Origin of the sequence: Bacillus sp. Pc3 (genome assembly GCF_000815145.1) — a bacterium.
GTDB lineage: Bacteria > Bacillota > Bacilli > Bacillales > Bacillaceae > Bacillus > Bacillus velezensis.
Genome location: NZ_CP010406.1, coordinates 870,620 through 895,889, shown reverse-complemented (window position 1 = coordinate 895,889; position 25,270 = coordinate 870,620). Strand labels below are relative to the sequence as shown.

25 protein-coding genes and 1 pseudogene are annotated in these 25,270 nt (G+C 46.5%); 13 read left to right on the top strand and 13 right to left on the bottom strand.

What is annotated here, in order from left to right; all coding sequences use genetic code 11:
• Positions 1-3 precede the first annotated feature (3 nt).
• From SB24_RS03740 to lacG, 4 genes are all read right to left on the bottom strand, one after another.
• Positions 4-1,173 carry a galactokinase gene (locus tag SB24_RS03740; protein WP_039251862.1) on the bottom strand — a complete coding sequence of 390 codons (1,170 nt, stop codon included), beginning with the start codon at positions 1,171-1,173 and terminating at the stop codon, positions 4-6.
• 15 nt (positions 1,174-1,188) lie between these two features.
• Positions 1,189-2,886 carry a PTS PTS lactose-specific transporter subunit EIIBC gene (locus SB24_RS03735; RefSeq protein WP_015417255.1) on the bottom strand — a complete coding sequence of 566 codons (1,698 nt, stop codon included), beginning with the start codon at positions 2,884-2,886 and terminating at the stop codon, positions 1,189-1,191.
• 11 nt (positions 2,887-2,897) lie between these two features.
• Complete coding sequence (locus SB24_RS03730; protein WP_015417256.1) at positions 2,898-3,212, bottom strand: PTS sugar transporter subunit IIA; 315 nt, start codon at positions 3,210-3,212, stop codon at positions 2,898-2,900.
• A gap of 63 nt (positions 3,213-3,275) precedes the next feature.
• Complete coding sequence (gene lacG / locus SB24_RS03725; RefSeq protein ID WP_039251859.1) at positions 3,276-4,676, bottom strand: 6-phospho-beta-galactosidase; 1,401 nt, start codon at positions 4,674-4,676, stop codon at positions 3,276-3,278.
• Positions 4,677-4,928: 252 nt separating this feature from the next.
• Here lacG and SB24_RS03720 point away from each other — a divergent pair, with 252 nt between their 5' ends.
• On the top strand, positions 4,929-5,690 hold the full coding sequence (locus SB24_RS03720) for a DeoR/GlpR family DNA-binding transcription regulator (protein ID WP_033574547.1): 762 nt from the start codon (positions 4,929-4,931) through the stop codon (positions 5,688-5,690).
• A gap of 17 nt (positions 5,691-5,707) precedes the next feature.
• Positions 5,708-6,391 (top strand): HAD family hydrolase, encoded by a 684-nt coding sequence (locus SB24_RS03715; RefSeq protein ID WP_039251857.1) that lies wholly within the window; start codon positions 5,708-5,710, stop codon positions 6,389-6,391.
• 523 nt (positions 6,392-6,914) lie between these two features.
• On the opposite strand, the gene SB24_RS03700 is transcribed toward SB24_RS03715, so the two are convergent.
• The gene (locus SB24_RS03700) at positions 6,915-7,247 is read right to left on the bottom strand and encodes a hypothetical protein (protein WP_039251852.1); all 333 of its coding nucleotides are present in this window, start codon (positions 7,245-7,247) and stop codon (positions 6,915-6,917) included.
• Between the two features lie 101 nt (positions 7,248-7,348).
• On the opposite strand from SB24_RS03700, the pseudogene SB24_RS20620 reads away from it, so the two are divergent.
• Positions 7,349-7,745, top strand: a pseudogene (locus tag SB24_RS20620) (MgtC/SapB family protein); the annotation flags it as partial.
• 283 nt (positions 7,746-8,028) lie between these two features.
• Here the strand turns inward: SB24_RS20620 and SB24_RS19405 are convergent.
• From SB24_RS19405 to SB24_RS03680, 4 genes are all read right to left on the bottom strand, one after another.
• Positions 8,029-8,211 carry a hypothetical protein gene (locus tag SB24_RS19405; protein ID WP_076851211.1) on the bottom strand — a complete coding sequence of 61 codons (183 nt, stop codon included), beginning with the start codon at positions 8,209-8,211 and terminating at the stop codon, positions 8,029-8,031.
• A gap of 113 nt (positions 8,212-8,324) precedes the next feature.
• A complete protein-coding gene (locus tag SB24_RS19400) occupies positions 8,325-8,498 on the bottom strand; it encodes a YjfB family protein (protein ID WP_012117340.1) in 174 nt (57 codons plus the stop codon).
• Positions 8,499-8,541: 43 nt separating this feature from the next.
• Positions 8,542-8,943, bottom strand: a complete 402-nt coding sequence (locus SB24_RS03685; RefSeq protein WP_007407313.1) for a ribosomal maturation YjgA family protein — start codon at positions 8,941-8,943, stop codon at positions 8,542-8,544.
• 97 nt (positions 8,944-9,040) lie between these two features.
• Positions 9,041-9,610, bottom strand: coding sequence for a YjgB family protein (locus tag SB24_RS03680; RefSeq protein ID WP_015417262.1), 570 nt, complete (start codon positions 9,608-9,610; stop codon positions 9,041-9,043).
• A 124-nt stretch (positions 9,611-9,734) separates the two neighbouring features.
• On the opposite strand from SB24_RS03680, the gene fdhF reads away from it, so the two are divergent.
• From fdhF to SB24_RS03660, 4 genes are all read left to right on the top strand, one after another.
• Complete coding sequence (gene fdhF / locus SB24_RS03675; protein ID WP_039251846.1) at positions 9,735-12,692, top strand: formate dehydrogenase subunit alpha; 2,958 nt, start codon at positions 9,735-9,737, stop codon at positions 12,690-12,692.
• Positions 12,685-13,227 (top strand): helical membrane plugin domain-containing protein, encoded by a 543-nt coding sequence (locus SB24_RS03670; RefSeq protein ID WP_039251842.1) that lies wholly within the window; start codon positions 12,685-12,687, stop codon positions 13,225-13,227. The genes fdhF and SB24_RS03670 overlap by 8 nt, the downstream gene beginning before the upstream one ends.
• 207 nt (positions 13,228-13,434) lie before the next feature.
• The gene (locus SB24_RS03665; protein ID WP_039251839.1) at positions 13,435-14,652 is read left to right on the top strand and encodes a cytochrome P450; all 1,218 of its coding nucleotides are present in this window, start codon (positions 13,435-13,437) and stop codon (positions 14,650-14,652) included.
• Complete coding sequence (locus SB24_RS03660) at positions 14,652-15,836, top strand: macrolide family glycosyltransferase (protein WP_031378841.1); 1,185 nt, start codon at positions 14,652-14,654, stop codon at positions 15,834-15,836. The genes SB24_RS03665 and SB24_RS03660 overlap by 1 nt, the downstream gene beginning before the upstream one ends.
• Before the next feature lie 42 nt (positions 15,837-15,878).
• Here SB24_RS03660 and SB24_RS03655 read toward each other — a convergent pair whose 3' ends face one another.
• On the bottom strand, positions 15,879-16,064 hold the full coding sequence (locus tag SB24_RS03655; RefSeq protein ID WP_003154919.1) for a DUF8096 family protein: 186 nt from the start codon (positions 16,062-16,064) through the stop codon (positions 15,879-15,881).
• 175 nt (positions 16,065-16,239) lie between these two features.
• Between SB24_RS03655 and SB24_RS03650 the strand changes: the two genes are divergently transcribed.
• The gene (locus SB24_RS03650; protein ID WP_039251834.1) at positions 16,240-17,058 is read left to right on the top strand and encodes a uroporphyrinogen-III synthase; all 819 of its coding nucleotides are present in this window, start codon (positions 16,240-16,242) and stop codon (positions 17,056-17,058) included.
• Between the two features lie 25 nt (positions 17,059-17,083).
• Here SB24_RS03650 and SB24_RS03645 read toward each other — a convergent pair whose 3' ends face one another.
• The 3 genes from SB24_RS03645 to SB24_RS03635 are packed head-to-tail and all read right to left on the bottom strand — an operon-like array spanning position 17,084 to position 19,593.
• Positions 17,084-17,845, bottom strand: coding sequence for an ABC transporter permease (locus SB24_RS03645; protein WP_039251832.1), 762 nt, complete (start codon positions 17,843-17,845; stop codon positions 17,084-17,086).
• Position 17,846: 1 nt separating this feature from the next.
• Positions 17,847-18,584: an ABC transporter ATP-binding protein gene (locus SB24_RS03640; RefSeq protein WP_039251831.1), complete on the bottom strand. Its 738-nt coding sequence runs from the start codon at positions 18,582-18,584 to the stop codon at positions 17,847-17,849.
• 25 nt (positions 18,585-18,609) lie between these two features.
• On the bottom strand, positions 18,610-19,593 hold the full coding sequence (locus SB24_RS03635) for a DMT family transporter (protein WP_039251828.1): 984 nt from the start codon (positions 19,591-19,593) through the stop codon (positions 18,610-18,612).
• Between the two features lie 129 nt (positions 19,594-19,722).
• On the opposite strand from SB24_RS03635, the gene SB24_RS03630 reads away from it, so the two are divergent.
• From SB24_RS03630 to SB24_RS03610, 5 genes are all read left to right on the top strand, one after another.
• Positions 19,723-20,220: a cupin domain-containing protein gene (locus SB24_RS03630; RefSeq protein WP_015417270.1), complete on the top strand. Its 498-nt coding sequence runs from the start codon at positions 19,723-19,725 to the stop codon at positions 20,218-20,220.
• Between the two features lie 386 nt (positions 20,221-20,606).
• Entirely contained in the window at positions 20,607-21,023 is a 417-nt protein-coding gene (locus SB24_RS03625) for a DUF1641 domain-containing protein (protein WP_003154908.1), read from the top strand.
• Between the two features lie 39 nt (positions 21,024-21,062).
• Positions 21,063-22,241 (top strand): NAD(P)/FAD-dependent oxidoreductase, encoded by a 1,179-nt coding sequence (locus SB24_RS03620; protein ID WP_014417508.1) that lies wholly within the window; start codon positions 21,063-21,065, stop codon positions 22,239-22,241.
• Positions 22,242-22,431: 190 nt separating this feature from the next.
• Positions 22,432-23,829: a glucuronate isomerase gene (gene uxaC / locus SB24_RS03615; protein WP_099686864.1), complete on the top strand. Its 1,398-nt coding sequence runs from the start codon at positions 22,432-22,434 to the stop codon at positions 23,827-23,829.
• Between the two features lie 24 nt (positions 23,830-23,853).
• Positions 23,854-25,245, top strand: coding sequence for an MFS transporter (locus tag SB24_RS03610; protein ID WP_039251822.1), 1,392 nt, complete (start codon positions 23,854-23,856; stop codon positions 25,243-25,245).
• Positions 25,246-25,270: the final 25 nt, after the last annotated feature.

Here is a 25,270-nt window from a genome sequence, read left to right as displayed (position 1 = left end):
GATTTATTTTTCCCTCCATTCATCCGCGCCATCGCTTATATCCGCGATGTAGAAAGAAGCTTCAAGACCTGTCCTGCTGCGGTAGTGAGATGAAACGGCCCGGATAAAGCCGGCGGTTTCTTCACTTTCCACAATGGCTATGGCGCAGCCGCCGAACCCCGCGCCCGTCATCCGCGCTCCGAGTGCTCCTTCTTTCCAGGCTGCTTCAGCGAGTGCGTCTAATTCGTCACCGGTCACTTCATAATCATCGCGTAACGAACGGTGGGACGCATTCATCAGCTCGCCGAACGTTTTCAAATCATTCGATTTTAGAGCCTCCGCGGCTGAGAGGGTCCGCTCGTTTTCATTGACCGCGTGCCGGGCTCTTTTACGCAAAGTTTCACAGGAGAGAAGGGATTCGAGTTCGTTGAATTCTTCTGCCGTCAATTCCGCAAGTGATGCGATATTCCGATATTGCCGCAGTTCCGAGAGAGCTGCGTCGCATTCGCTGCGGCGTTCATTATATTTTGAAGCGGCCAGCTCCCGGCGCTTGTTCGTATTCATAATGACGATTTTATATCCGTTAAAAGCAGCCGGAATCATTTCGTGCTCAAGCTTATCGCAGTTTAACAGAATGGCCATGTTCTTTTTGCCTTTTTGCACTGCGAATTGATCCATAATGCCTGAATTCACGCCGATAAATTCATTTTCGACTCTTTTTCCGATAAGCGCCAGTTCAGTATCGGAAACATCCAGGCTGAATAACTTTCTTAAAATGGAACCGGTTAACATTTCAATAGAAGCGGAGGAGCTTAAACCGGCTCCGTTTGGAATCGTACCGTGAAAAAGAATATCCATTCCGCTGTCTATTTGGCCGCCGGCTTTAAGAAGGTAATGGATCATCCCCTTCGGATAATTGGCCCAGCCGTCTTCTTTTTTGTATGCTGTGGCGGAAAGATCAAGGCAGACAATGCCGCTGTCAGGAAAGTTTTCTGAGTATAACCGGATCTGGTGATCTCCGCGTTTTGCGCATACGGCATATGTTCCGATTGTGATCGCGCAGGGAAGAACGTGGCCGCCTATATAATCCGTATGTTCCCCGATCAGGTTGATCCGGCCGGGTGCGAAAAACAGTTCTCCGTAATTTCTCTTGAAAACGTCTTCGAATCTTGATTTTAAAAGTTTGGCATCCATGATAAACCTCCGATTCTATTTTGAGGTATGCTCCAGTATGAACTGAATGGCTTTTTCTGAATTTCTGGTGAGGCTGATATATTCCGCTCCTTTCGTTGCGATGAGTTTCACTTGCAGGCGGTCCGCATCTTCTTTAATGTCATCATAATAAGAGCCGACCTGCGGAGCCAAAATGATCATATCGAAGTCTTTCATGATGTCGTAATGGGAACCGTAGGCGCCTGCTGAGGCGGTAATCGGCACGTTGTATTCTTCGGCTCCTTCTGTCAGTGCGTTCGCAAGCATGGCGCTCGTTCCCGCTCCGGCGCACAGCACTAACACATTGGTGCCGTGTTCCAAGGCGGATGAGGATTCCTGAAGATTTGTGCTGATGACGGAGGCCGCGTCTTCTGAGGCGCCGGCCATGGCGGGCTGTAATGTTTGCGGCGCGGTTTCAGGCTCGGTGTGTTGGGCTTCTTTCGCCGCTAATACTTTGTCATAAGCTTTGCAGAATGGCAGGTATATCAGGAAATCGACAATGATTAATACAGCCGTCAGCACAAAAGCCGAGAGCCCCATGCCGGTTCCGAGAATCAAGCCGGCGGGCGCCGGGGTGGCCCACGGAAGAACATACATAAAACTGTTCATTCCGATAACATCCACGAAAAATTTAAACAAACAGACATTCACCATCGGCGTTACAACAAACGGAATGAAAAAATAAGGATTTAAAATGATCGGCGCAGCAAAGAGCAGAGGTTCGTTTACTGCGAAAGACACCGGAACCGCGGATGCTTTTCCGACAGCTTTCAATTGCTTGGATTTCGCGAAAAGAAGAAAGATAAACGGAACCACAAGGGTTGCGCCGGTTCCTCCCATTGTGCCGACGAAGTTCCCGAGTCCGACGGTCAGCACGTTGGACGCCTGCTCACCGGCATTATGAAGCTGCAGGTTCGCCTCCACATTTGCGTAAATAATAGCTGCGATGGCCGGTTCCACAATAGAAGGCCCGTGAACGCCGACAAACCAGAACAGCGCCATCATTCCCCAAATGACACAAATCCCAAGATAACCGTCTGCGGCGGTAAAAAACGGCGATAAGAGAGAGGAGAGAGCCTCTGCAAAAGATACGTTCAGCGTGTTCCTGATCAATAAATCAACGATCACCATGGCCAAAACGGAAAAAGCGAACGGAAAAACATCTTTAAATGTTTGTGAAATGGTACCCGGTACTTCTTTAGGCATTTTAATCGTAATATTTTTCAGCACGCAGAATCTGTAAACGTTCACTGTTATGAAAGCGGATACAAAAGCGGCTAAAAGACCTTTTGTGCCGAGGTATTCCGTGGAGAATCCGCCATCGATTTGAGTGACGCTTAAAATGAGAAACCCGACGACTGAAGCAAGCATCGCTGAAACGGGGTTGATCCCTTTGTTTTTAGGCATTTTTCGGTTCATTGATTCACTCAGGCATTTCGCACTTGTTGCCGCAACGATCAGACCGAGGGCGCCCATTGAATAGTTATAAACTTTCCAAAGCCATTCAGAAACACTTTTAGGCCAAGTGAACCCCAACACTTCCGGCACAGCGGCGGTGAGGATGAAAATGCTGGCGAATAAAATAACAGGCATGGCCGTTAAGAAGCCGTCGCGGATCGCGCCTAAATAAATGTTTCTTGAGATTTTTTCAAAAAACGGTTTTCCCTTTTCGATTTGCTTGATGATACCGTTCATTTTTCCACTCCTTATCGGCGGCTTCGGTAGAGTTCTATAAAATCCTGAATAAGATCACGGAGCAAAAGGGTTGTCATCAAGTGGTCCTGACCGTGAACGAAAATAAATCCTAATTCCATGTCCTTGCCGTCAGCTTCTTCAGCTAACATTTTCGTTTGCGCATTGTGGGCGAGGGTTAAATTTTCATCGGCGCTTTTCAATGCTGCTTCCGTGTTTTCGAAGTTTCCGGCACGGACTTCTTTCAGGACTCTCAATAAAGTGCTTCTGGCGTCGCCGGCATAGGCGACGATTTCAAAACCGAGCATCTGCAATTCTTCCTTTGTCATGAAAAAAACCTCCTAAAGACGGCACACATGATGAAAAGAGACTCTTTTCACCATGTATGATCATTAAATGATTGTTTTTGTTTCACTTACAAGTTTGTACCAGTAGGCCGATTCTTTCGGATACCGTTTTTGGGTGTCAAAGTCGACGTAAAAAAGACCGTAACGTTTGTTGTAGCCGTTGGTCCATGAAAATAAATCCATTAAGGACCATAAGAAGTACCCCTTTACATTGACTCCGTCGGTAATCGCTTTACTGACGGCTTCTAAATAGACTTTTAAATAGTCGATTCTTGCCTTATCCATAATGATGCCGTCTTCAAACTCATCTTTATAGCCCATGCCGTTTTCGGTAATGTACATTTTGTTATATTGCGGATAGTCCCGTTTGATGCGCATCAGCATGTCATACATGCCTTCAGGATAAATAAGCCAGTCCCAATCAGTCCGCTTCAGGCCTTCTTTGTAAATTCTTTCGCCGATTCCTTTTACTTTATAGACCGAAGTGCCCTTATCGCCCGTTCCGTTATGGTGAATAACGGTTTCTCCGTCGTACGCTTTGACGAAATGGCATTGATAATGATTGATGCCGAGATAATCATTGCGCGTTGAAGCTTTTTTCATCACGTCAAAGTCACTGTCTGAAAACTCGTATGAAGCGCCGTTTGCCTCACAGATTTCATCCAGAGCCCGCATGGTTTCCTCAGAATAATAACCGAGGTAGGTGGCGTCGAGGAGAAATCTCACTGATAACGCGTCATCCAGAAAACAGGCATGGCGGTCTTCTTCTGAGTCGCTGGCGGGATATTTTGTTTCCAATGAGTGGACGACACCGATTTCTCCCGGATAGCCGCCGTCTTTAAAAAGATTGACGGTCATCGCATGCGCTACCATCATGTGATGGAGGCATTGAATGACTTTTGTGATATCACTTTTAACAGATGGCGGGAAAACCCCGAGTAAATACTGGTTAGTGGCTGTGGGATAAATTTCGTTAAACGTGCTCCAATATCTGATTTCGCTGAATTCTTTAAAGCAAAACTCCGCATAGCTGACGAACGCTTCTATTGCAGCGCGGTTGAGGAAATCTCCCTGATCAAATAATCTTTTCGGTGTATCGAAATGATGCAGCGTGACAAAAGGGGTGACGTTGCGTTTATGGCATTCTGAGAAAATACGATGATAGTAATCAACACCTTCCTGATTGATTTTGCCCGTGCCGTCAGGGAAAATTCTCGTCCAGGCTATAGAAAGGCGGATGCCGTTTATTCCGAATTTTTCACATAGTTTAATATCTTCCGGAAACTGGCGGTAAAAATCACTTGCCGGATCAGGGCTGAATCTTCCCTGTTTTTCAAGAAATTCATCCCAGGCCACAGGCCCTTTGCCGCCTTCTTTTGTGGCGCCTTCCGCTTGATATGCCGCAGTCGCCCCGCCGAAAATAAAGTCATAAGGTAATTTGAGCATTACTGAATCCTCCTTCGCCAATGTGTGAATTGAAGTTTGTTAATGTTTGTAAATGTTATCTTTTGTTTAATAGTAAACGCATACATTTTTGTTGTCAATAGCTTCATAAAGAAATAACATCTGTGTTCATAGGGATTATATAAGTTTTTCGTTGTTTTATATGTTGATTATGTTGTTTGTTAGTGTTTGTTTTTGTTGACCGAAGTGCCGCGGTGTGTTAGATTGTGTGTAAAGTTGAGGGGATGATTGAACATGTTAAAAAAAGAGCGTCTTTTAAAAATCATCGATATCGTAAACTCGCGGGGATTTATTACGGTGAGTGATATTATCGATGAACTGGATGTTTCTGATATGACAGTGAGAAGAGATCTGGACGAGCTGGATAAGGCCGGAAAAATCGTACGTATTCACGGAGGCGCACAGAGCATATCTTATTCCATTGATCACGAATTATCGCATAATGAAAAACTGGGTGTTCAAATGGAGGAGAAGGGGAAGATCGCGGAACTCGCAGCTTCATATGTAAATGACGGCGATACCGTTTTTTTAGGGCCCGGCACGACGATTGAACTTTTAGCCAAACACCTGCTGCATAAGCGAATCAGGATTATCACAAACAACTATCCCGTATTTGATATTTTAAAACATGGTGACACTGCGGATACCATCCTGATTGGCGGCGATTTCCGAAAAAACACCGGTGCCTTCGTTGGACCCATCGTGAACGGCAATCTGCAGAAATTCAATTTTACGAAAGCCTTCATCAGCGCCAACGGCATACATAATGATGAGATTTCTTCTTACAGCATTGAAGAAGGGGAAGCTCATCAAATCGCGCTGAATAATTCGCGGACGAAATTTTTGCTGGCGGATAATAAAAAATTCAACCGGGAAGATTTTTACGTGTTCTATAACTTGCACGATATGGATTATCTGATTACGGATGATAAAGTGATGAAAGATGTTCAAATTCATTACGAGCAATATGTAGATGTCAAAATCGCAAAAAAATAAAAAAGGCGGGCGGTTCGATGAAAGGGGTTATTTTTGATTTCAACGGCACGATGTTTCAAGATTCGCATCTGCACGAAAAAGCATGGTTTTTCATGGTGAAAAAATACGCGCCGAAAACCATTTCTGATGAAGACATTTTCGTTAACATTCACGGGAGAACAAACAGTGAAATCCTGACGTATTTTATTTCCGGCGATTTAACAAATGAAGAAATCAAGAAGCTGTCTTTTGAAAAAGAAGCCTACTACAGAGAATTATGCCTTGAAAACAAAGATGAGTTAAAGCTGACGAAGGGACTGACCGGCGTATTGAATCATCTGAAAAATTCAGAAACGCCAATGACCATTGCCACGGCTACGGTAAAGGAAAATGTCGAGTTTTACTTTGACGTCTTTCAGTTGGATCGGTGGTTTGATTTTGACAAAGTCACGTTTGATGACGGGAGCTTCCCCGGAAAACCGGCGCCGGATATTTTTCTCATCGCATCGGAAAAGTTAGGCCTCAGACCTGAAGATTGCTTAGTCATTGAAGATGCCTTTTCGGGGCTCACAGCGGCGAAAAAAGCAGGTGCAGGCAAGATTATGGCCATTGATCCGCTCGGAAAAAACCGCGCGTTATTTGAAGAAAAACAGCTGGCGGGTGACGGGATACTGACAGATTTCACCTCGTTTTTTGAGGTGATTGCCGGACATTCTGTTTGAGAGATGCAGTTGGGAGGAACCACCAAATAAACAGCCCGCCAGCAATCGGGCAATTCTTCTTGTTACAATGACCACAGGTCTTGAGAAAGAATTTGATCTTTCAATGGAAGAGATTAAAGATTTTATCAGATGGTATGATCAAAAAAGTTCTGGAATAGGCTTATCTAGATATGTTATCGAGAAGCACTATAATAATATAGGCCCTTTTCAAAATAGAAGGGACCATATTGTTTTTGGGAACATTCTTACTTTTAATGTGAGTGAGTACACTTTAGATAAATAATTACCTGTTTTCCTTCTGCAGCCCTCTTTTTAAAAAGAGGGCTTTTTTTATGAGGTGCTTATTCTTTTTCAGTTGCGCTTTTGTTTTTGTATAATGATTTTCTCATTGAAGGCGGCATTTTTTGGATCAGAAAGGTGTTCGCCTTAATTGAGATATTGGCTGAATTTATAGATTCGCAGAGATAAAGGAAGTCGTAAAAGATATGCCGTTTGCGGATTTCAGCCTGTCTTTTGAGAAGGATCATTCTTCAATGACGCTTATTTCCCCCGTACCGAAAAAAAGTGAAACACGTTCTCCTCGCTTTTCATAGGTTTTGATAAGTCCTTCCTGCCCTATAAGTTTCCAGCCTTTTTCGGCTATTTCCAATTGGTATAAACCGCTCGGACCTTCTTCTTCTTTTGCGAAACGGTATGTATAGTTTGAAACGTATTTTCCTTTTTCATATTCCTTTGTTTTAGTGTGCATAGCGAATAATGGCACCGGGAAATCAGGGTGAGAAACAGATGCTTTATATCCTCCCAAAATAAATAAGCTAAATAACAATAATATAAAAAACCACAGAATAAATTTCATAAAACCTCCTTATGTCAATTAGTCGGTGCATTTTAAAAAAAGATACACCGCATGATTGGGGTGAAAAAGCGGGTAAGAAGATAAGGAAAGGAGAGAGACGGATGGAACTTGATTTTGTGATTCGTCTGGCGGTTGCGGGTCTGCTTGGGGCTCTTATTGGATTGGAGAGAGAATTCAGGGCGAAGGAAGCCGGTTTGAGGACGCATTTTTTAGTGGCCGTCGGCAGCGCCTTGATGATGATCGTTTCCAAATACGGCTTTTTTGATTTGTTATCCAACAGCCATACGTCCTTTGATCCGAGCCGGGTGGCGGCGCAGGTCGTCAGCGGTGTCGGATTTTTAGGAGCCGGCACGATTATTTTGCAGCGGCATGTCGTGCGGGGGCTTACGACGGCCGCGGGGATTTGGGCTACGTCAGGGATCGGGCTGACAATCGGGGCAGGTATGTATGTCATCGGCATCAGCGGCACGATTTTGGCGTTAATCGGGCTTGAACTGTTAAATTTTCTGTTTAAACCGGCGGCGCATTCTTTGTCTGTCAGTTTCAGGATTGAGGAGAAAGCCGTCATGCATGATATTTTAACTTCTCTTGAGGAAAAAGGAATTCTTATTACGTCCTATGAATTGAATAAGGCGGTGCTTGAAGTGAAGGGAAGGGTGAAAAGCAAAAGCGGGAAAGCGGCGGTAATGGAAAAAGTTCAAGCCCTCCCGTATATCCTGTCGGTCAAAGTTGAATAGCAGACAGGGGAAGCCTCCTGTCTGCGGTCATTTCTTTTCAAACATTAATACCAAGGATAGAACGGGATATACGGCCGCGGATAGTATGGATATGGTCTGGGATAATAATAAGGCGGCCGCGGATAGTATGGATATGGTCTGGGGAAATAATAAGGCGGCCGCGGATAATGATATGGCACCCGTTCGTGGCTCTCGGCTGTGTATTCATGATAGAAAGGATCGTACAAGAGGAAAACCTCCTTTTCAAATGTTTGGTTCCGTTTACCTTATTCCTGTATGCCCGGTATGGTGTACGTACAACGGGCAAAAAAAAGACGCCGGTTATCATCCGGCATCTTTTTTATACTTTCACATCAATTGAATGTCCGGCAGTCGGGTGCTGGGACGGCAGCATTTTCACTGTTTCTTCTGCCGCAGCCTGTGCATGCTGCATGACCGTTTTTGTTAAAGCGATATTTACATTCTGCGCCAGAGATGCCTGATGCATTGCGATTGATAACGCAGGGATATCCATAGCTTCCACCTCCTTATCCCTTCATATCGGCGGCATGCTCCGATTATGAAGGGGACTGGCGGTTTCTTTTTACGGCCCATTCTAAAAATGCGGCGGCGCATACCCCGAGGGTATAGGCGAAAATGTCACTCCAGACAAATTGCCAGCCGAGGATCAGCCCGCCGAGCGTGCTGCTTCTGATTGCGTCAATCCAAGGCGCGTGATACAGCTGGCTGCATTCAATCAGACAGCAAAACGAGAGGCTCAAAAATGCGGCTGTTTCCGTCCGTATGTGCCGAAACAAAAGCCCGAATCCTGTAAAAATCATTGCCGCCCACAAGGCATCTCCTAAATAAGCGTTTATGATGCCGGGCAATAGGGCGGTGATGTATGCGGTTCTGGACAGCAAACCGAGGGCGATGATAAAAACGGTACATATTCCGTATGTCAATGGATGTCTATTCACTTCACACTGTTCCCCTTTTTTTGTACTCCCATGTATTGTAAGGAACGACGGAAAAGCTGTCTATGAAAAAACGGCCCGGGAGGCCGCTTTTTTTGCGTTATCTGGCTTTTAGGTTGACGTGGTCTGCTTTTTGGTCACTGCCGATGACGAAGCGGAGCTCATACTGCCCCGTATGGTAGACGTAATCTGTTTCGCCCGTTTTTGGCACTGTCAGGATTTTGTCAGCGCTGCCGATTTGTTTGCTTAAGACGTCAGGTGTGACGCTGCCGAGGTTTAAGCGCCGCTCGACCCCTGTTCCGAAATAGCGTATTTCCGAGATTTTTCCGTTTTTATGATAGGAAAATCCATAACCGGGGTTTCCCATGTTCCAGCTGTATAAATCAAATGGATTGCGGCTGTCTGCTTTTTGTTCCGGCTCGCCGATTTTATCGTAAACGTCCTGTCTTGTGCTTTGGTTGATTTTCAGGCCTTTCACATTTTGCGGCATTTCCCCTTTAAACGCCGATTGGTAAAGGCTGTTCACCAGTTCTTGTGCACGTTGGTTTTCCGTTTTTGAAGCGGCTGCGGCGTGGACGGGCTGTGTAACCGAAAATGCTTCTGCGCCGAATGCGCATCCCGTGAGCATCACTGCCGATAATCCCGTGGCGAGTGTTTTTTTCTTCAACATATGTGAACGCCTCCTTTTTACCGCTCATACCCGTATGTTTCCTGAGATAAACGAGATGTTTTAGTGAAAGGCCGGCTGGGAATCATAGAGGATGTATAGAGGGGTACAGAAAGGGGAAAAGAAAATGGCTGGGACAAAGAAAGTTACAATCAATGGGGTTGAAATGGAAGCGCCGGACGGCCAAACCGTTTTGCAGCTTTTGAACAATAGTTCAATTGACGTGCCGCACGTGTGTTATCACCCGAGTCTCGGGCCGATTGAAACGTGCGATACCTGTATCGTCAATGTTAACGGGGAACTGGTGCGTTCGTGTTCCGCGCAAATAAAGGACGGAGATGTCATCGATACGCTTTCGTCCGATGTAAAAAAAGCGCAGATTATCGGCATGGACAACATTTTGCACAACCATGAATTGTACTGCACGGTCTGTGATTACAACAATGGGAGCTGCGAAGTACATAATACCGTAAAGGAAATGAAAATCAATCATCAAAGCATTCCGTTCGATCAAAAACCGTATCCTAAAGATGAATCAAATCCGTTTTACCGATATGATCCCGACCAGTGCATTTTGTGCGGACGCTGCGTCGAAGCCTGTCAGGACGTACAGGTAACCGAAACCTTAAGCATTGATTGGGAGCGGAAACGCCCGCGGGTCATTTGGGATCAGGATGTGCCGATCAATGAATCATCATGTGTTTCCTGCGGACATTGTTCGACGGTATGTCCGTGTAATGCCATGATGGAAAAAGGCATGGAAGGCGAAGCGGGGTATTTAACAGGCATTAACCAAGAGACGCTTCGTCCGATGATTGACATCACAAAAGGCGTCGAAACCGGATACGGATCGATTTTGGCCATATCGGACATGGAATCGGCCATGCGGGATGAAAGAATCAAAAAAACGAAAACCGTATGCACATACTGCGGTGTCGGCTGCAGTTTTGATATATGGACGAAAGGAAGAGACATTTTAAAGGTCGAGCCTCAGGCCGAGGCCCCAGCAAATGGCATTTCGACGTGTGTGAAAGGGAAATTCGGCTGGGATTTCGTCAATAGTGAAAAGCGCCTTACCAAACCGCTTATCCGGGAAGGAGACTCGTTTCGGGAGGCGGAATGGGATGAAGCGCTGCAGCTGATCGCTGATAAATTTACCGATATAAAAGAACATTTCGGCCCTGACGCACTTGCCTTTATCACATCTTCCAAATGCACGAATGAAGAATCATACGTGATGCAGAAGCTTGCAAGAGCCGTCATCGGCACAAATAATGTCGACAACTGCTCACGCTACTGCCAGTCTCCCGCCACGGCCGGATTGTTCAGAACGGTCGGATACGGCGGTGATTCAGGGTCGATTACAGATATAGAAAAAGCTGAGCTCGTGCTGATAATCGGTTCAAATACGTCTGAGTCTCACCCCGTTCTGTCCACACGCATTAAACGTTCTCATAAACTGCACGGACAGAAGCTCGTCGTCGCTGACTTGCGAAAACATGAAATGGCCGAGCGCTCCGATGTGTTTTTCCAGCCGCGTGCCGGATCAGATATTGTCTGGCTGAATGCCGTATCGAAATATCTGCTTGATCACGATTTGGCGGATACTGCATTTCTGAAGGAGAGAGTGAACGGATTAGATGAATTCGTGAAAAGCCTTGAACCTTATACAATGGAATATGCGGAAAAACATACCGGTGTGGACAAGGATACCTTAATCAAAGTGGCCCGGATGATTCATGAAGCCGGCAGCGTGTGCGCACTGTGGGCGATGGGTGTCACCCAGCATATCGGAGGAAGTGATACGAGCACGGCCATTTCCAATATGCTTCTTGTGACCGGAAATTACGGAAAGCCCGGCGCAGGCTCATATCCGCTTCGGGGCCATAATAACGTGCAGGGAGCCAGTGATTTCGGCAGTATGCCTGACAGCTTCCCCGGCTATGAAAAAGTAACGGATGAAAAAGCCCGTAAAAAGTATGAACAGGGCTGGGGAACAGACCTGCCGAAAGAAATCGGAATGACAAATCATGAAATGATCGAAGGCATCCACTCAGGAAAACTGAAGTCCATGTACTTAAAAGGAGAAGAAATGGGGCTTGTCGACTCCAATATTAACCATGTTCATGCCGCATTCGAAAAACTTGATTTCTTCGTTGTGCAGGATATCTTTCTTTCGCGTACGGCCGAGTTCGCCGATGTCGTGCTTCCGGCAAGCCCGAGCCTTGAAAAAGAAGGGACGTTTACAAATACGGAACGGAGGGTGCAGCGCCTTTACGAAGTGTTTGAACCGCTGGGCGATTCAAAGCCTGATTGGCAGATCATTACGGACATCGCCAACCGTCTGGGCGCTGATTGGCACTATGAACATCCGGCAGACATTATGGAAGAAGCGACGATGCTTTCGCCGCTCTACGCAGGCGTCACTTACGAACGTCTCGAAGGCTACAATTCACTGCAATGGCCGGTTGCAGCGGACGGAACCGATTCACCGCTTTTATTTACGGACAAGTTCCCGTTTTCAGACGGCAAAGCGATTCTATATCCCGTTCAGTGGACCGAGCCGAAAGAATTTGATGAAGAATATGATATCCATGTGAATAACGGGCGGCTGCTCGAGCATTTTCACGAAGGGAATCTGACTTACCGATCAAAAGGAATATCCGAAAAAACACCGAGTGTGTTCCTTGAGGTCTCGCCCGAACTCGCCGAAGAAAGAGGGCTGGAAGACGGAACGCTTGTCCGTCTGACATCACCGTACGGAAATGTGAAAGTCAAATGCGTCATCACAGACAGGGTAAAAGGCAAACAAGTCTATCTCCCGATGAACGATTCAAAAGACGCTGCCATTAACCTTTTGACAAGCAGCTATGCCGATAAGGATACCGATACACCGGCTTATAAAGAAACATCAGCGAAGATGGAGATTTTGAAAAAAGAAGGCGTTAATCCGCTTCCGAAAATCAATTTCCGTTACGGAAACCCGCAGCCGCAGATCGGTGTCCGGGTTGATCGGAAATGGGCGCGTAAAGATTATGTATTTCCGGGAGACGCCGTAAAAAGGGGGAAACAGCAAAATGGCTAAAGCAATCAGCGGCATCCGAAAACAGACCGTCACAGAAGACGACAAACGAAAAAAGGACTTAGAAGAGATCGAGACGGCTCTTTTACGAAATAAAGACGCGATTTTGGAATCTCTGCACATTCTTCAGCACATGAACGAGCGCGGCGTTTTGGCGCTTCTGCGCGGGCTCTTCGGCCAGGGAGACAAAGTGATGGATATCCTCGTGAAGAAGGCGAATACTCCGGAAACGGCCAATATGCTGAAAAATCTCCTGCTGTTAAGCGGCGTTCTCGGCATGCTCGATGTAAAACAGCTTGAGCCATTTATCGTTAAAATCAATGCGGGGGTCACAAAGGCCGTCGAGGAAAAAGACAGCGGCAGGAAGACCGGGTATTTTGATATCGTCCGCGCTTTAAAAGACCCGGAAATCAACAAGGCCGTCACTCTGCTGTTTTCTTTCCTGAAAGGCATGGGCGCTGATACGGACGATATGGAAAGAAATACGCAGCCTCCTGAAAACCAAAAGCAGCACCAGAAACCGCAGACGAATGAGTGAACATCTCTCCCGAGCCTGGCCGAAGGCTCGGGTTTTTTGTGCGCTTCTCCTGTTTTCTTGGGAGAAATTTCACCTCCGGATTCATGACTTTTGTTGTGTTATGTTAATAGTTAAGGTTATGAATAGAAAAAAATTGAAAATATGTGCTAGGATAAAATTCAAGGTACGTCAACTATTCAAATATGAAACAATCAGGAGTGATGAAACATGAGTAAGCTGAGGAGCACGAGACAAGCCATCCAAAGAACCCTGATGAAAGGAAAAAACGGCCTGGACGTATACAACCCTTTTCCTTGGTACGAAAAAATGAGACGGGAAAGCCCTATACACTTTGATGAAGAAACGAAGGTTTGGAGTGTGTTTTTATACGATGATGTCAAAAAAGTCATCAGTGATAAAGAGACGTTCTCAAGCCTCATGACTGATGTGAAAAGCTCGATTGCAAAGTCCATGCTGAATATGGACCCGCCGAAGCATACCCAAATCAGATCCGCCGTCAATCGCGCTTTCACTCCCCGCGTCTTGAAGGAATGGGAGCCGCGAATTAAAGACATTACCGATCATCTCCTGAAACAGGCAAAGAACAAAGGACGGATTGATATCGTTAAAGATCTCTCTTACCCTTTGCCGGTCATGGTGATTTCAGAATTATTGGGCGTTCCGTCCGAACGTATGGATCAGTTTAAAAAATGGTCGGACATTCTCGTCAGCATGCCGAAAGATGCGAGCCCTGAAGCGGCGGAGAAAAATCAGCAGGAACGTGACCAATGTGAGGCGGAGCTGGCGGCGTTTTTTGCGGAAATAATAGAAAGCAAACGAAAACAGCCCGGCCAAGACATTATTTCTATTTTGATAAAAGAGGAAGAAGAGGGAGAGAAGCTCACGGCAGAAGATCTGATCCCGTTTTGCAACCTGCTTTTAGTGGCGGGAAATGAAACAACGACTAATCTCATTTCAAATGCGGTTTACAGCATATTAGAGACGCCCGGCCTTTATGAAGAGCTGAGACAGGACCCTTCTCTCATCGCGCAAACGGTGGAAGAAACGCTGCGTTTTCGCGCTCCCGCTCCGTTTGTCAGAAGGACGGTCCGGCACGACACTGAACTGCGCGGACGCCGCTTGAAAAGCGGGGAAATCGTTCTCTGCTACGTTGCATCTGCCAACCGTGATGAAAACAAATTTGAGAAGGCGGGCGTATTTGATATTCATCGCCAATCGAATCCGCACCTTTCCTTCGGATTCGGCGTACACTTCTGCTTAGGCGCTCCGCTTGCCAGACTTGAAGCGGAAGTCGCGCTGAAAGGAATTGTAAAAGCCTTTTCACACCTTGAGCCTATTCGGATTGAGCCGATCCGAAACAGTGTCATGTACGGGCTGGAGTCTTTAGAAGCGGAGATAAACGAAAATGAGGGAGAAGAAAAATGATGAGAAAAACACACATCGCCATTATTAATGTGGCCGCTCACGGTCATGTCAATCCCACGCTGCCCGTAGCCGAGGAACTTGTCAATCGCGGGTATAAAGTGACATTCGCTACGACTGAGGAATTCGAAGCTTCCGTTGCCAAAACGGGCGCCATTCCCGTTTTATACCGCACAAGCATAAAGGCGGACCCGGAGACGATAAAAGAACGGGTAAACAAAAATGACGCGTTTGTGATGTTTCTGGAAGAAGCGGTTGAAGTGCTTCCGCAGCTGGAAGAGCTGTACAAAGACGACCTTCCTGACATCGTCCTGTTTGATTTTTTAGCTCTTGCCGGAAAATTGTTTGCGGATAATGGCGGCATCCCGGCCGTAAAGTTCTGCCCGAGCTATGCAATGAATGAGTATTTTCAATTAGGAAGAGACGAAGAAACACTGGAAGCGGCCAAACAGGCGATAGAAGAATACCAGGAGCAGATTGAAAATGAACAATTGAAACGGATGACAATGGAAGAATTTTTTATGCCTGAAAAACTGAATATTGTCTTTATGCCAAGGGCCTTTCAGCCGAAACAGGAAACCTTTGATGAACGATTCTGTTTTGTGGGTCCGTCTCTTGGAGAACGCACAAATACGGGAAGTCTGGAAATTGATGCAGCCGATGACCGTCCGCTTATGCTCATCTCACTGGGAACGGCGTTTAACGCCTGGCCTGAATTTTACCAGATGTGTATTGACGCGTTTCGGGACTCGGACTGGCGGGTTATTATGTCAGTCGGCACAACAATTGATCCGGAAAGTTTTTCGGATGTCCCCGATCACTTTATCATCCGCCAGCACGTTCCTCAGCTTGATGTGCTGGAGAAAGCAAAGCTGTTCGTATCTCACGGCGGGATGAACAGTACAATGGAGGCGATGAATGCGGGTGTCCCGCTCGTTGTCGTTCCGCAAATGCACGAACAAGAGGTTACCGCAAAGCGTGTGGATGAATTGGGGCTTGGCGTGCATCTGCCGCCGAAAGAAGTCACTGTGGCCCGTTTGCAAAAAGACGTTCAAAACGTATACGGCGATAAAAACATCCTCAGCCGCGTGAAAAGCATGCAGCAGAAAATAGAAGAAACCGGCGGCCCCAAACAGGCTGTTTGCGCCATTGAAGAATTTTTGAAAACGGCGGCCGTCGAAAATTGATTGAGAAACAGGCAGCGCACCGGAAGACGGCTGCCTGTTTTGTTATATGTTTTTCTTCATGCCGCATCTCCGGCATTCCCTCAAAAATTTTCCGCCCTTCACTGAGCTTTTAAACAGCGTGTAGTCGCAATTGTCGCATCGGCCGCTGTGAACATCAGGATATTCATTGAACTCATAAATGACCGAAGTATCGTATCCTTTTGTCTCGAACTCTTTTTTTGTTTCCATGATTGAAAATCCCTCCGCGAATCAAATCGTTCTGCCCGGTTAATGATACAGCAACTGCACGGGGGATTCAACGGGAGCATAGCTTGATTTTCCCGGCTGATTGCGTAACAATAATAGAAATAAATGACGGCCTGCCATAGGGCGCCCGGCATCTGAAGGGAAGAAGAAAACAGCGATGGGAAAAGGATTGAACGGGAAACGGATTGCCATCGGCGGTTCGCGGAAAACAGAAGAGATCACAAGATTAATAGAAAAGCAGGGCGGAACGGCGGTCGTCCGTTCCCTCCAAGGAACCGTATACCTGGCGGAGGATCAAATTGAACCCGACGTAAGAACATTTGCCGGGCAAAAAGCCGACTGGGTGATATTCACCACAGGCATCGGTACGGAAACGTTATTGTCGGTATCGGAAAAAATCGGTCTGAAAGAAGAATTTTTAGCGGCCGTTCATGAAGCGAAAATCGGCTGCAGAGGCTATAAAACATATGCGGCCTTAAAAAAGCTCGGCATCACGCCGCATGCCTCAGATGAAGACGGTACAACAAGAGGGCTGATCCGCTCCTTGGAACGATTTGACTTTAAAGATAAAAAAGTCATGATACAGCTTCATGGCGAAAAAGCGCCGGTCTTAACGGAGTTCCTTGAGAAAAACGGAGCGGAGGTATTCCCTGTTCTGCCGTATCAGCATATTCCGCCTGAAAGGGAGACGGTCGATAAACTGCTGGGAGAGCTGTTAAACGGAGAGGTCGATGCCGTATGTTTTACGACAGCCATTCAAGTGCGTTCTCTCTTTGATTATGCAAAAGAAAAAGGGTTCACAAAAGAAGTGCAGCAGGCATTCGAAAAACAAGTGCTTGCCGCCGCAGTCGGCAAAGTGACGGCTGAAGCGATCCGGGATGAAGGGGTAAAGAGGGTCCTTGCTCCGGACATTGAGCGGATGGGAGCGATGATTATTGAATTATCCCGTTACTATGAATCTCTGACCTTGTCATAAACCTTCATTCAGCAGGGAAAAAAGCCTACGCTTCCCTGCTGAATTTTTTTAATTGCCAGTGTTCCGTGAAAAGGGAAGGATATGTCAAGGCGCTGAGGATGATACATGAAAGAAGAGCGGAGGCCATCGTTGTAAAAACGATCAGCAGCTGAAAGCGCACCGCCTGTATCGGATCAGCCCCCGCTAAAATCTGCCCCGTCATCATGCCGGGAAGCTGAACGAGACCCAATGTTTTCTGGCTTTCAAGCGTCGGGATCATACTGAGCTTCATACTGGACGTCAATATCTGCCGGACGGCCTGCTTAGGCGTTCCTCCGAGAGAGAGAATCAGCTGGATTTCTTCTTTCCGCAGGTCTGCTTCCGAACTGAGCCTGCTTAAAAACAGGCTTGAGAGCACCATGGAGTTTCCGATGACCATGCCGCTTATCGGAATGACATATCTTGAAGTGAACGGAATGATATGCAGGGTCAGTAAAAGTCCCTGCGTCACAACTTCCGCGATCGCCAGTGTCAGAAAAACGCGCCAAAATGAGCCGATCCGCATTTTTTTCCGTTTGGAGACGCTGTGCGAAGCGGCCGTGAGCATGAGAAGCACCATTAATATGATAAATATCGGGTGATCACCGCGAAAAATCAGCGACAGCACATAGCCGATGATAAGCAGCTGAATGACGGCCCTGACGGTTGCGACGATCATATCCTTTTCGACGCCGGCTTTAAAAGATTTAGACAGGAATAAAGCAATAATGACAAATATACTTGTCAATAACAGAGAAAGATCATTCATATCAGCACCCGCTCCCTTGTAAAAGCGCCCGGGCCTTTTCATGTTTCGGTTCCTTAAAGAACGTTTTCGTTTCCGCGGTCTCTAAAAGCCGTCCCTCAGCCATAAACCATACCGTATCGGATAACCGTTCGGCTTGTTCAAGGTTATGGGTGATCCACAGGACCGTCAGCTGTTTTTGCCGATGGAGTTTCGTAATCAGTTTCTCAATGATGAGAACAGATGACGGGTCCAGCGCCGATGTGATTTCATCCAGCAGCAGGATGGACGGCAGTCCGGCGAGAGTTCGCGCTAACGAGAGCTTCTGCCGCTGACCTCCGGATAATTCTTTTGCATTTCGATCCAGAAGCCCGCGCGGAAGGTCTGTAAAATCTGCGAGCTCTTCAGGCGTATAGTGCTGTGCTCCGTGGAGTTTTTCTGCGAGCAGAAGGTTGTCCCGCACCGTTCCCTTGAGGACGGGAGCTGATTGAAATGCAAGGCCCGCGGTTTTTCTGAGCTCTCTGATGTCCCAGCGCCTTATTTCTTTTCCGAATACAAGCACTTCCCCTTCATCAGGTGTATTCATCAGATTGCACAGCGACAGCAATGTGCTTTTTCCCGCGCCGGAAGGGCCTATCAACGCCGTGATAGAACCTTTTTGAATATGTCCGGTTACACGGCTTAGGACATCAAAGGACGTATTGTTTTGTTCAAAGCGTTTGCCAGCTGACAGAAAAGATATTGCCGGAATTTCTTCTTTCATACAGGAGGACACCTTTCGTAAAAAATCAGGAACCGGTGAGATTGGCTGACGTTTGCTCAGCCGTTTTCTGGTCTGTCTGCCGGGAAGCGAATGTATGCATGACCATTCCCGCAATAATAATGAACAGTCCGGCAAATGAAAGAAGTGACGGAAACGCCGCGGATAAAAAGACGATTTCGCCGATCAGTGCAAAAAGAACCTCTCCGGACTGCGTCGCTTCAACAGCAGCGAGCTTCTGCGGCTCATTCCTCACCATATCGGTGGCGCGGAAAAATAATACTGTTGCGATAACGCCAGAGCTGAGTGCGACGATAAAGGATTGGAATGTCTGTCCCATTGACGGAAGCCCGTCTCTATGCCAGCCGAAAGCGGCGATCAAAAGCCAAAACGGAAGACTTGCGAGCGTCATGCCGAGCACCCGCTGAAACGTATCGAGTTTTCCGCCGTATTGTTCCAGCATTTTGCGGTTGCCGAGCGGATAGGCAAATGCGGCGATGACGACCGGCACCACGCTGAATAGTATCGTGCGGCCGGACAGAGAACCCGCATGCTGAAGCTGAATCAGACCGGCTCCGATCAGGATGATGACGGAAGTAACCAGCGAAATGAGCGGGATCTTTTGTCTGGCGGAAACCGGGCCCGCCGGTGAATTTTTTGTTTCGTAGAAAAACGGCGACAGAAGCACACCCGCGACAATTGTAATCTGCCACGTGCCGGCGATCAGCCAGCCCGGCCCATATGCCGCCGCAAACGTAATCGGGGCATAAAAAAGCACGAACCCGGTAAAACTCCACTTCAGCCAAAAAAACGGTTTTTTTCGGATTTCATGCCAGAGCGGCGCCCATTTTCCTTTCGCATAAACGATCAAAAATAAAAACGGAACCATAAAAAGAAAACGCAGGGAAGAGCTCCACATCCAGCTTCCGCCGGAAAGCTCCATCGCCCTGTTTAAAATAAATGTGACTGCAAAAAACAGAGATGCCAATATTCCGATCACGATGGCTTTCATTAAATCCCTCATTTTGACACATATTTTTTTATACTATACTATTCACCGGCAGGCTTCGCAATGGAATATGAGAAAATAGCGTTTTAACAAATGATGAATGGGAAACAGACATATACGGAGGTGAAAACAATGCAGAAAGAGGATATTCAAGTGCTTTATTTTGAAGATGACGGCCGCATTCCGAATAACCCGAATCTTCCGCTTGTTATTTATAAAGCGGTATTTAATGAAGAAACGGTACAGAAAGCAGAGTCCGTCCTCCGCCGGCACGATTGGTCGAACAGCTGGACGGGCGGAGTATTTCCGTATCACCATTTTCACAGCACCACGCACGAAGTTCTTGTCGCGGTAAAAGGAAACGCGGTTTTGAGGTTCGGCGGGGAACAAGGAGCGGATGCCGTTCTTCAAACGGGGGACGCAGCGGTCATTCCGGCCGGCACCGGACATAAAAAACTGTCGGGCAGTTCTGATTTTACCGTGATCGGGGCTTATCCGGGCGGCCGGCAGTACGATACAAAAACGGAGAAAAATGATAGAACTTCAGAAGAAATCAGCCGTGTCCCGCTCCCGGAATGCGACCCCTTTACGGGAAAAACGGGCCCGCTATTAAAATTGTGGGAAAAATGACAGGGGAAAAGCGGATGGTCTGTAAAAAAATAGCCTAAAAGAAACGTTATTACACCCCCGCCATATAAATAATTTCATAAACGAAACAATTCACGTTCAAATTTTGTTCAAAAAGTGTTATTATATAAGAGTAAATCAAATTGGGGTTTTTTATGTTTGCTATTTTCAGAGAGGAAAAAGAAATTTTGACTTATTCAATTGTTTTTGTTGATATAAAAATAATACTGGATATGGCAAAGTGAAAAACTGGGTAGTAAACATTTATTTTTGTAAATGATTGTGCATGAATTCACAATCTTGCTTTTTCATGCTTTTCTGCATGAAGGGGGAAAGGCTACCCTTTCCAAAAAAATCAGCATACTGCTTATAGTAAAGGAGAATCGGATATGCCAGAAACAATCGATCAAACAAATGCATCTGTCAGCCAAGGCCAACGCGATCTTATTGATCAGCTGCTAAAACCTGAAGTTCAAGAATCACTGACTGTTTTAGTGGATCAGCTTCCAAAACTGACTGAGTTAGTAAATATTTTAACGAAGTCTTATGATTTTGCACAGTCTGTAGCGACAGACGAAGTATTGAAGAGCGATACAGTGGGTGCGCTTACAGAAATTCTTGAGCCGGTGAAAGAAACAGCGAAAGAAGTGGCGGCTACTGCGATCGAAGCAAAAGACCGCGCGGATGCAAGCAATGAAACGATCGGACTTTTCGGCCTGCTGCGCATGCTGAAAGATCCTCAAGCTCAAAAGCTGTTCCGTTTTGCTAACAGCTATCTTGAAATCATGAACGAAAAACAAAAATAATCTCAGATTCAAATTGATATAAAGGACGGAGGATATACGATGTCAAAACATATTGTCATTTTAGGCGCTGGTTACGGCGGAGTTCTTTCTGCTTTAACCGTTCGCAAACATTACAGTAAAGATGAAGCACGCGTAACCGTTGTGAACAAATACCCGACTCACCAAATCATTACGGAACTGCACCGCCTTGCAGCCGGCAACGTGTCTGAACAGGCTGTTGCTATGCCGCTTGAAAAACTTCTGAAAGGAAAAGACGTCGACATTAAAATCGCAGAAGTCAATTCTTTCTCAGTTGATAAGAAAGAAGTTGCCCTTTCTGACGGTTCTAAGCTGACTTATGACGCGCTTGTTGTCGGACTTGGTTCTGTTACGGCTTATTTCGGCATTCCTGGACTCGAAGAAAACAGCATGGTGCTGAAATCTGCGGCTGATGCCAACAAAGTATACAAACACGTGGAAGACCGTGTGCGTGAATACGCTAAAACGAAAAACGAAGCTGATGCAACGATCCTTATCGGCGGCGGCGGCTTAACAGGCGTTGAGCTTGTCGGTGAGCTTGCTGATATCATGCCGAACCTTACGAAAAAATACGGCGTAGATCCGAAAGAAATCAAACTGAAATTAGTAGAAGCAGGTCCGAAAATTCTTCCTGTTCTTCCTGATGACCTTATCGAACGCGCGACAAAAAGTCTTGAAAAACGCGGCGTTGAGTTCTTAACAGGTCTTCCTGTTACAAATGTTGAAGGAAACGTTATTGATCTGAAAGACGGTTCAAAAGTCGTTGCCAACACATTTGTATGGACAGGCGGCGTACAAGGCAACCCGTTAGTCGGCGAATCCGGCCTTGAAGTGAACCGCGGCCGTGCGACGGTTAACGATTTCTTACAATCTACTTCTCATGAAGATGTATTCGTTGTCGGAGACAGCGCTGTATACTTTGCGCCGGACGGCCGTCCGTACCCGCCGACAGCGCAAATCGCTTGGCAGATGGGTGAACTTGTCGGTTACAACCTGTTCGCTTACTTAGAAGGAAAAACGCTTGAAACATTCAAGCCTGTAAACTCTGGTACGCTTGCAAGCCTCGGACGTAAAGACGCGGTTGCCATCATCGGAGCGAACTCTACTCCGCTGAAAGGTCTTCCGGCATCTTTAATGAAAGAAGCAAGTAACGTACGTTATTTAACACATATCAAAGGATTATTCAGCCTCGCTTACTAATTAATCCTTAAGATCACACAGAAGACATTGCCGGACTTTCTCGGCAGTGTCTTTTTTTTTGTATGAAAATGTTAATGGATACAATTTTCTGAAAAATAAAATAAAATGATTGATATGTGAGAAAGAGGAAGCTAAAATAAAAAAGAACCATTTTGTTAACGTTAACATTTTTAAGAGGGAGGATGAAAGTGTGAAAGCTTTTATGGGTGATGATTTTTTACTGGATAGTAAAACGGCCGTAAAGCTGTACAGGGAATATGCTGAAAACATGCCGATCATTGATTATCACTGTCACTTAAGCCCAAAGGAAATCTATGAAAATAAAACCTTCGCAACGATTACGGAGGCATGGCTTTACGGTGACCACTACAAGTGGCGGATCATGAGGGCCAACGGCATTGAAGAGCGCTGCATTACCGGAAACGCTTCAGATGAAGAGAAGTTTTTCGCCTGGGCAAAAACGGTGCCGATGGCGATAGGCAATCCGCTGTACAGCTGGACGCATTTAGAGCTGCAGCGCTGGTTCGGCATTTATGACGTATTGAATGAAAAAACGGCCGCGGCAATTTGGAAAAAAACGAATGAGCTCCTGCAGGGAGACGGGTTTGGCGCAAGGGATCTCATTCTGAAATCAAATGTCAAAGTCATTTGCACAACCGACGATCCTGCCGATGCGCTGACATACCACGAACTGTTGAAAGAAAGTGATTTTCCGGTTCAAGTGCTGCCCGGATTTCGGCCTGACAAAGGACTGGACATCAGCAGCCCGGGTTTTGCCGATTGGGTCCGTTCGCTGGAGAGCGCTTCCGGAATGGCTGTCACCACCTACCAATCGTATTTAGATGCGTTAGAATCCCGCGTCCGCTTTTTTCACAATGCCGGGGGAAGAGTGTCGGATCATGCGTTAGATCAAATGGTCTATGCCGAGACGACCGAAGAGGAAGCGGCCCGGATTTTTGCAGCCGGATTAAGCGGAGAGCATGTGTCTTTTGAAGATGAAAAGAAATTCAGAACACGGACGCTGCAATATCTTTGCGGTCTTTACGCCGAACTGGACTGGGCGATGCAGTTCCATATTAACGCGTTAAGAAATACCAATACAAATAAGTTCAGCAGCCTTGGTCCTGATACGGGATATGACTCAATTAATGATGAACGTATCGCAAAACCGCTTGCCCGGCTGTTAGATTCCGCCGAAAAAAAGCGGCAATTGCCTAAAACGATTTTGTATTCTTTGAATCCGAATGACAACTATATTATCGCCAGCATGATCAACAGCTTTCAGGATGGGAAAACACCGGGGAAAATTCAATTCGGCACAGCCTGGTGGTTCAATGACACGAAAGATGGAATGCTCCAACAAATGAAAGCGTTATCAAACATGGGCCTGTTCAGCCGTTTTATCGGGATGCTGACGGATTCAAGAAGTTTCCTGTCCTATCCCCGCCATGAATACTTCAGGCGGCTTGTCTGCACGCTGATCGGCGGCTGGGCGGAACAAGGCGAAGCGCCTTACGATATGGAGCTTTTAGGAAAGATTGTCGAGGGGATTTGTTACCGGAATGCTGAGGAATATTTCCGCTTTTAAAAAATGGAATGAAAGAGGTGGCCTATGAGTAATGTGCCTGTCGTGACAGCACCTGCCGCAAAAGTGAAGGAGCATAAGCTGAGTCTGAAAGAAAAAGTATCCTATGGTTTTGGAGATTTTGGGAACGGATTTATGTTTGATCTCGGGCAGATCTATTTGCTGAAGTTTTTCACAGATGTCGCAGGCATTCCGGCAGCGTTCGCCGGCAGTATTTTTTTGGTCAGCAAGCTGTTTGCGGCTTTGACTGATCCGATTGTCGGCTCGGCCATTGACTACAGAAAAAAGATCGGACCCCGGGGGAAATTCAGGCCGTACTTATTATTCGGAAGTATTATCCTTGCGGTCATGACCGTATTGATTTTTGTGTCACCGGACGTGAGCGTCACCTGGAAGCTTGTGTACGCCTATGCTTCTTACATGCTGTGGGGGGTCGCTTATTCTTTCGTCAATATTCCGTACGGCTCTCTCGGCGCGGCCATTACACAGGATGCGGAGGACAGAACGGCGCTTTCTGCATTCCGCCAGATCGGCTCCCTCGGCGCGCTGCTCATTACAAGTGTCATCGTCATCCCGATTCTCGTTCTTTTTGATAACGTTCACATCGGCTACCCGGCAGTCATGGGAATGATGGCCGTAATCGGAATCGCGGGATTTATGATCTGCTACCGAAACTGCAAAGAAAGAATTATCGTCCGTGAAGCGCCGAAAGAAAAGCTGTCCGTCATGTCGGTTTTCAAATGCTTTATCGGCAACCAACCGCTTCTGACCGTCGTTTTCATGACGATTTTCTCAATATCGGCATATAACATTAAATCCGCTATGCTTGTTTACTTCGCCCAGTATAATCTCAACAATGCGGAGCTGATGTCCTACATGAGTTTTATCATCATCGGTTCTTCATTTTTAGGTGTTTTGTTTATGCCGAAACTCGTCAAACATTTCGGAAAAAAGCAAACGGTGATGATCGGTTTTGCCGTCAGCGCCGCGGCTGATGCGCTGAATTTCTGTCTGCCGTCAAACGTATTTATCTTTACGGCGTTAGCGAGCATTGCTTTTATCGGGATCAGCATACCAAACGGCATTACGTGGGCACTCGTGTCAGACATTATTGATTACGGGGAATGGAAGACGGGTGAACGGAAGGAGGCGACGACATATTCGCTTTTCAACTTCTCCAGAAAACTCGCCCAATCTTTATCAGGTTTTCTTTCAGGCATCGGGCTGAGCGTTATCGGCTATATCCCGAATGCATCTCAGACAAAAGGCACGTTAATCGGGATTAAAGGGCTTCTGCTGCTGTACCCGGCTTTCGCTTTAGCGTGCGCCATGCTGATTATCGGTTTAATGTATAAACTGACGGACCGGCAGCATGCCGAGCTCGTTCAGGACTTACATCATGCAAAACCTCAACTTTAGTGATTTTATGGACTGTCCGTTAATG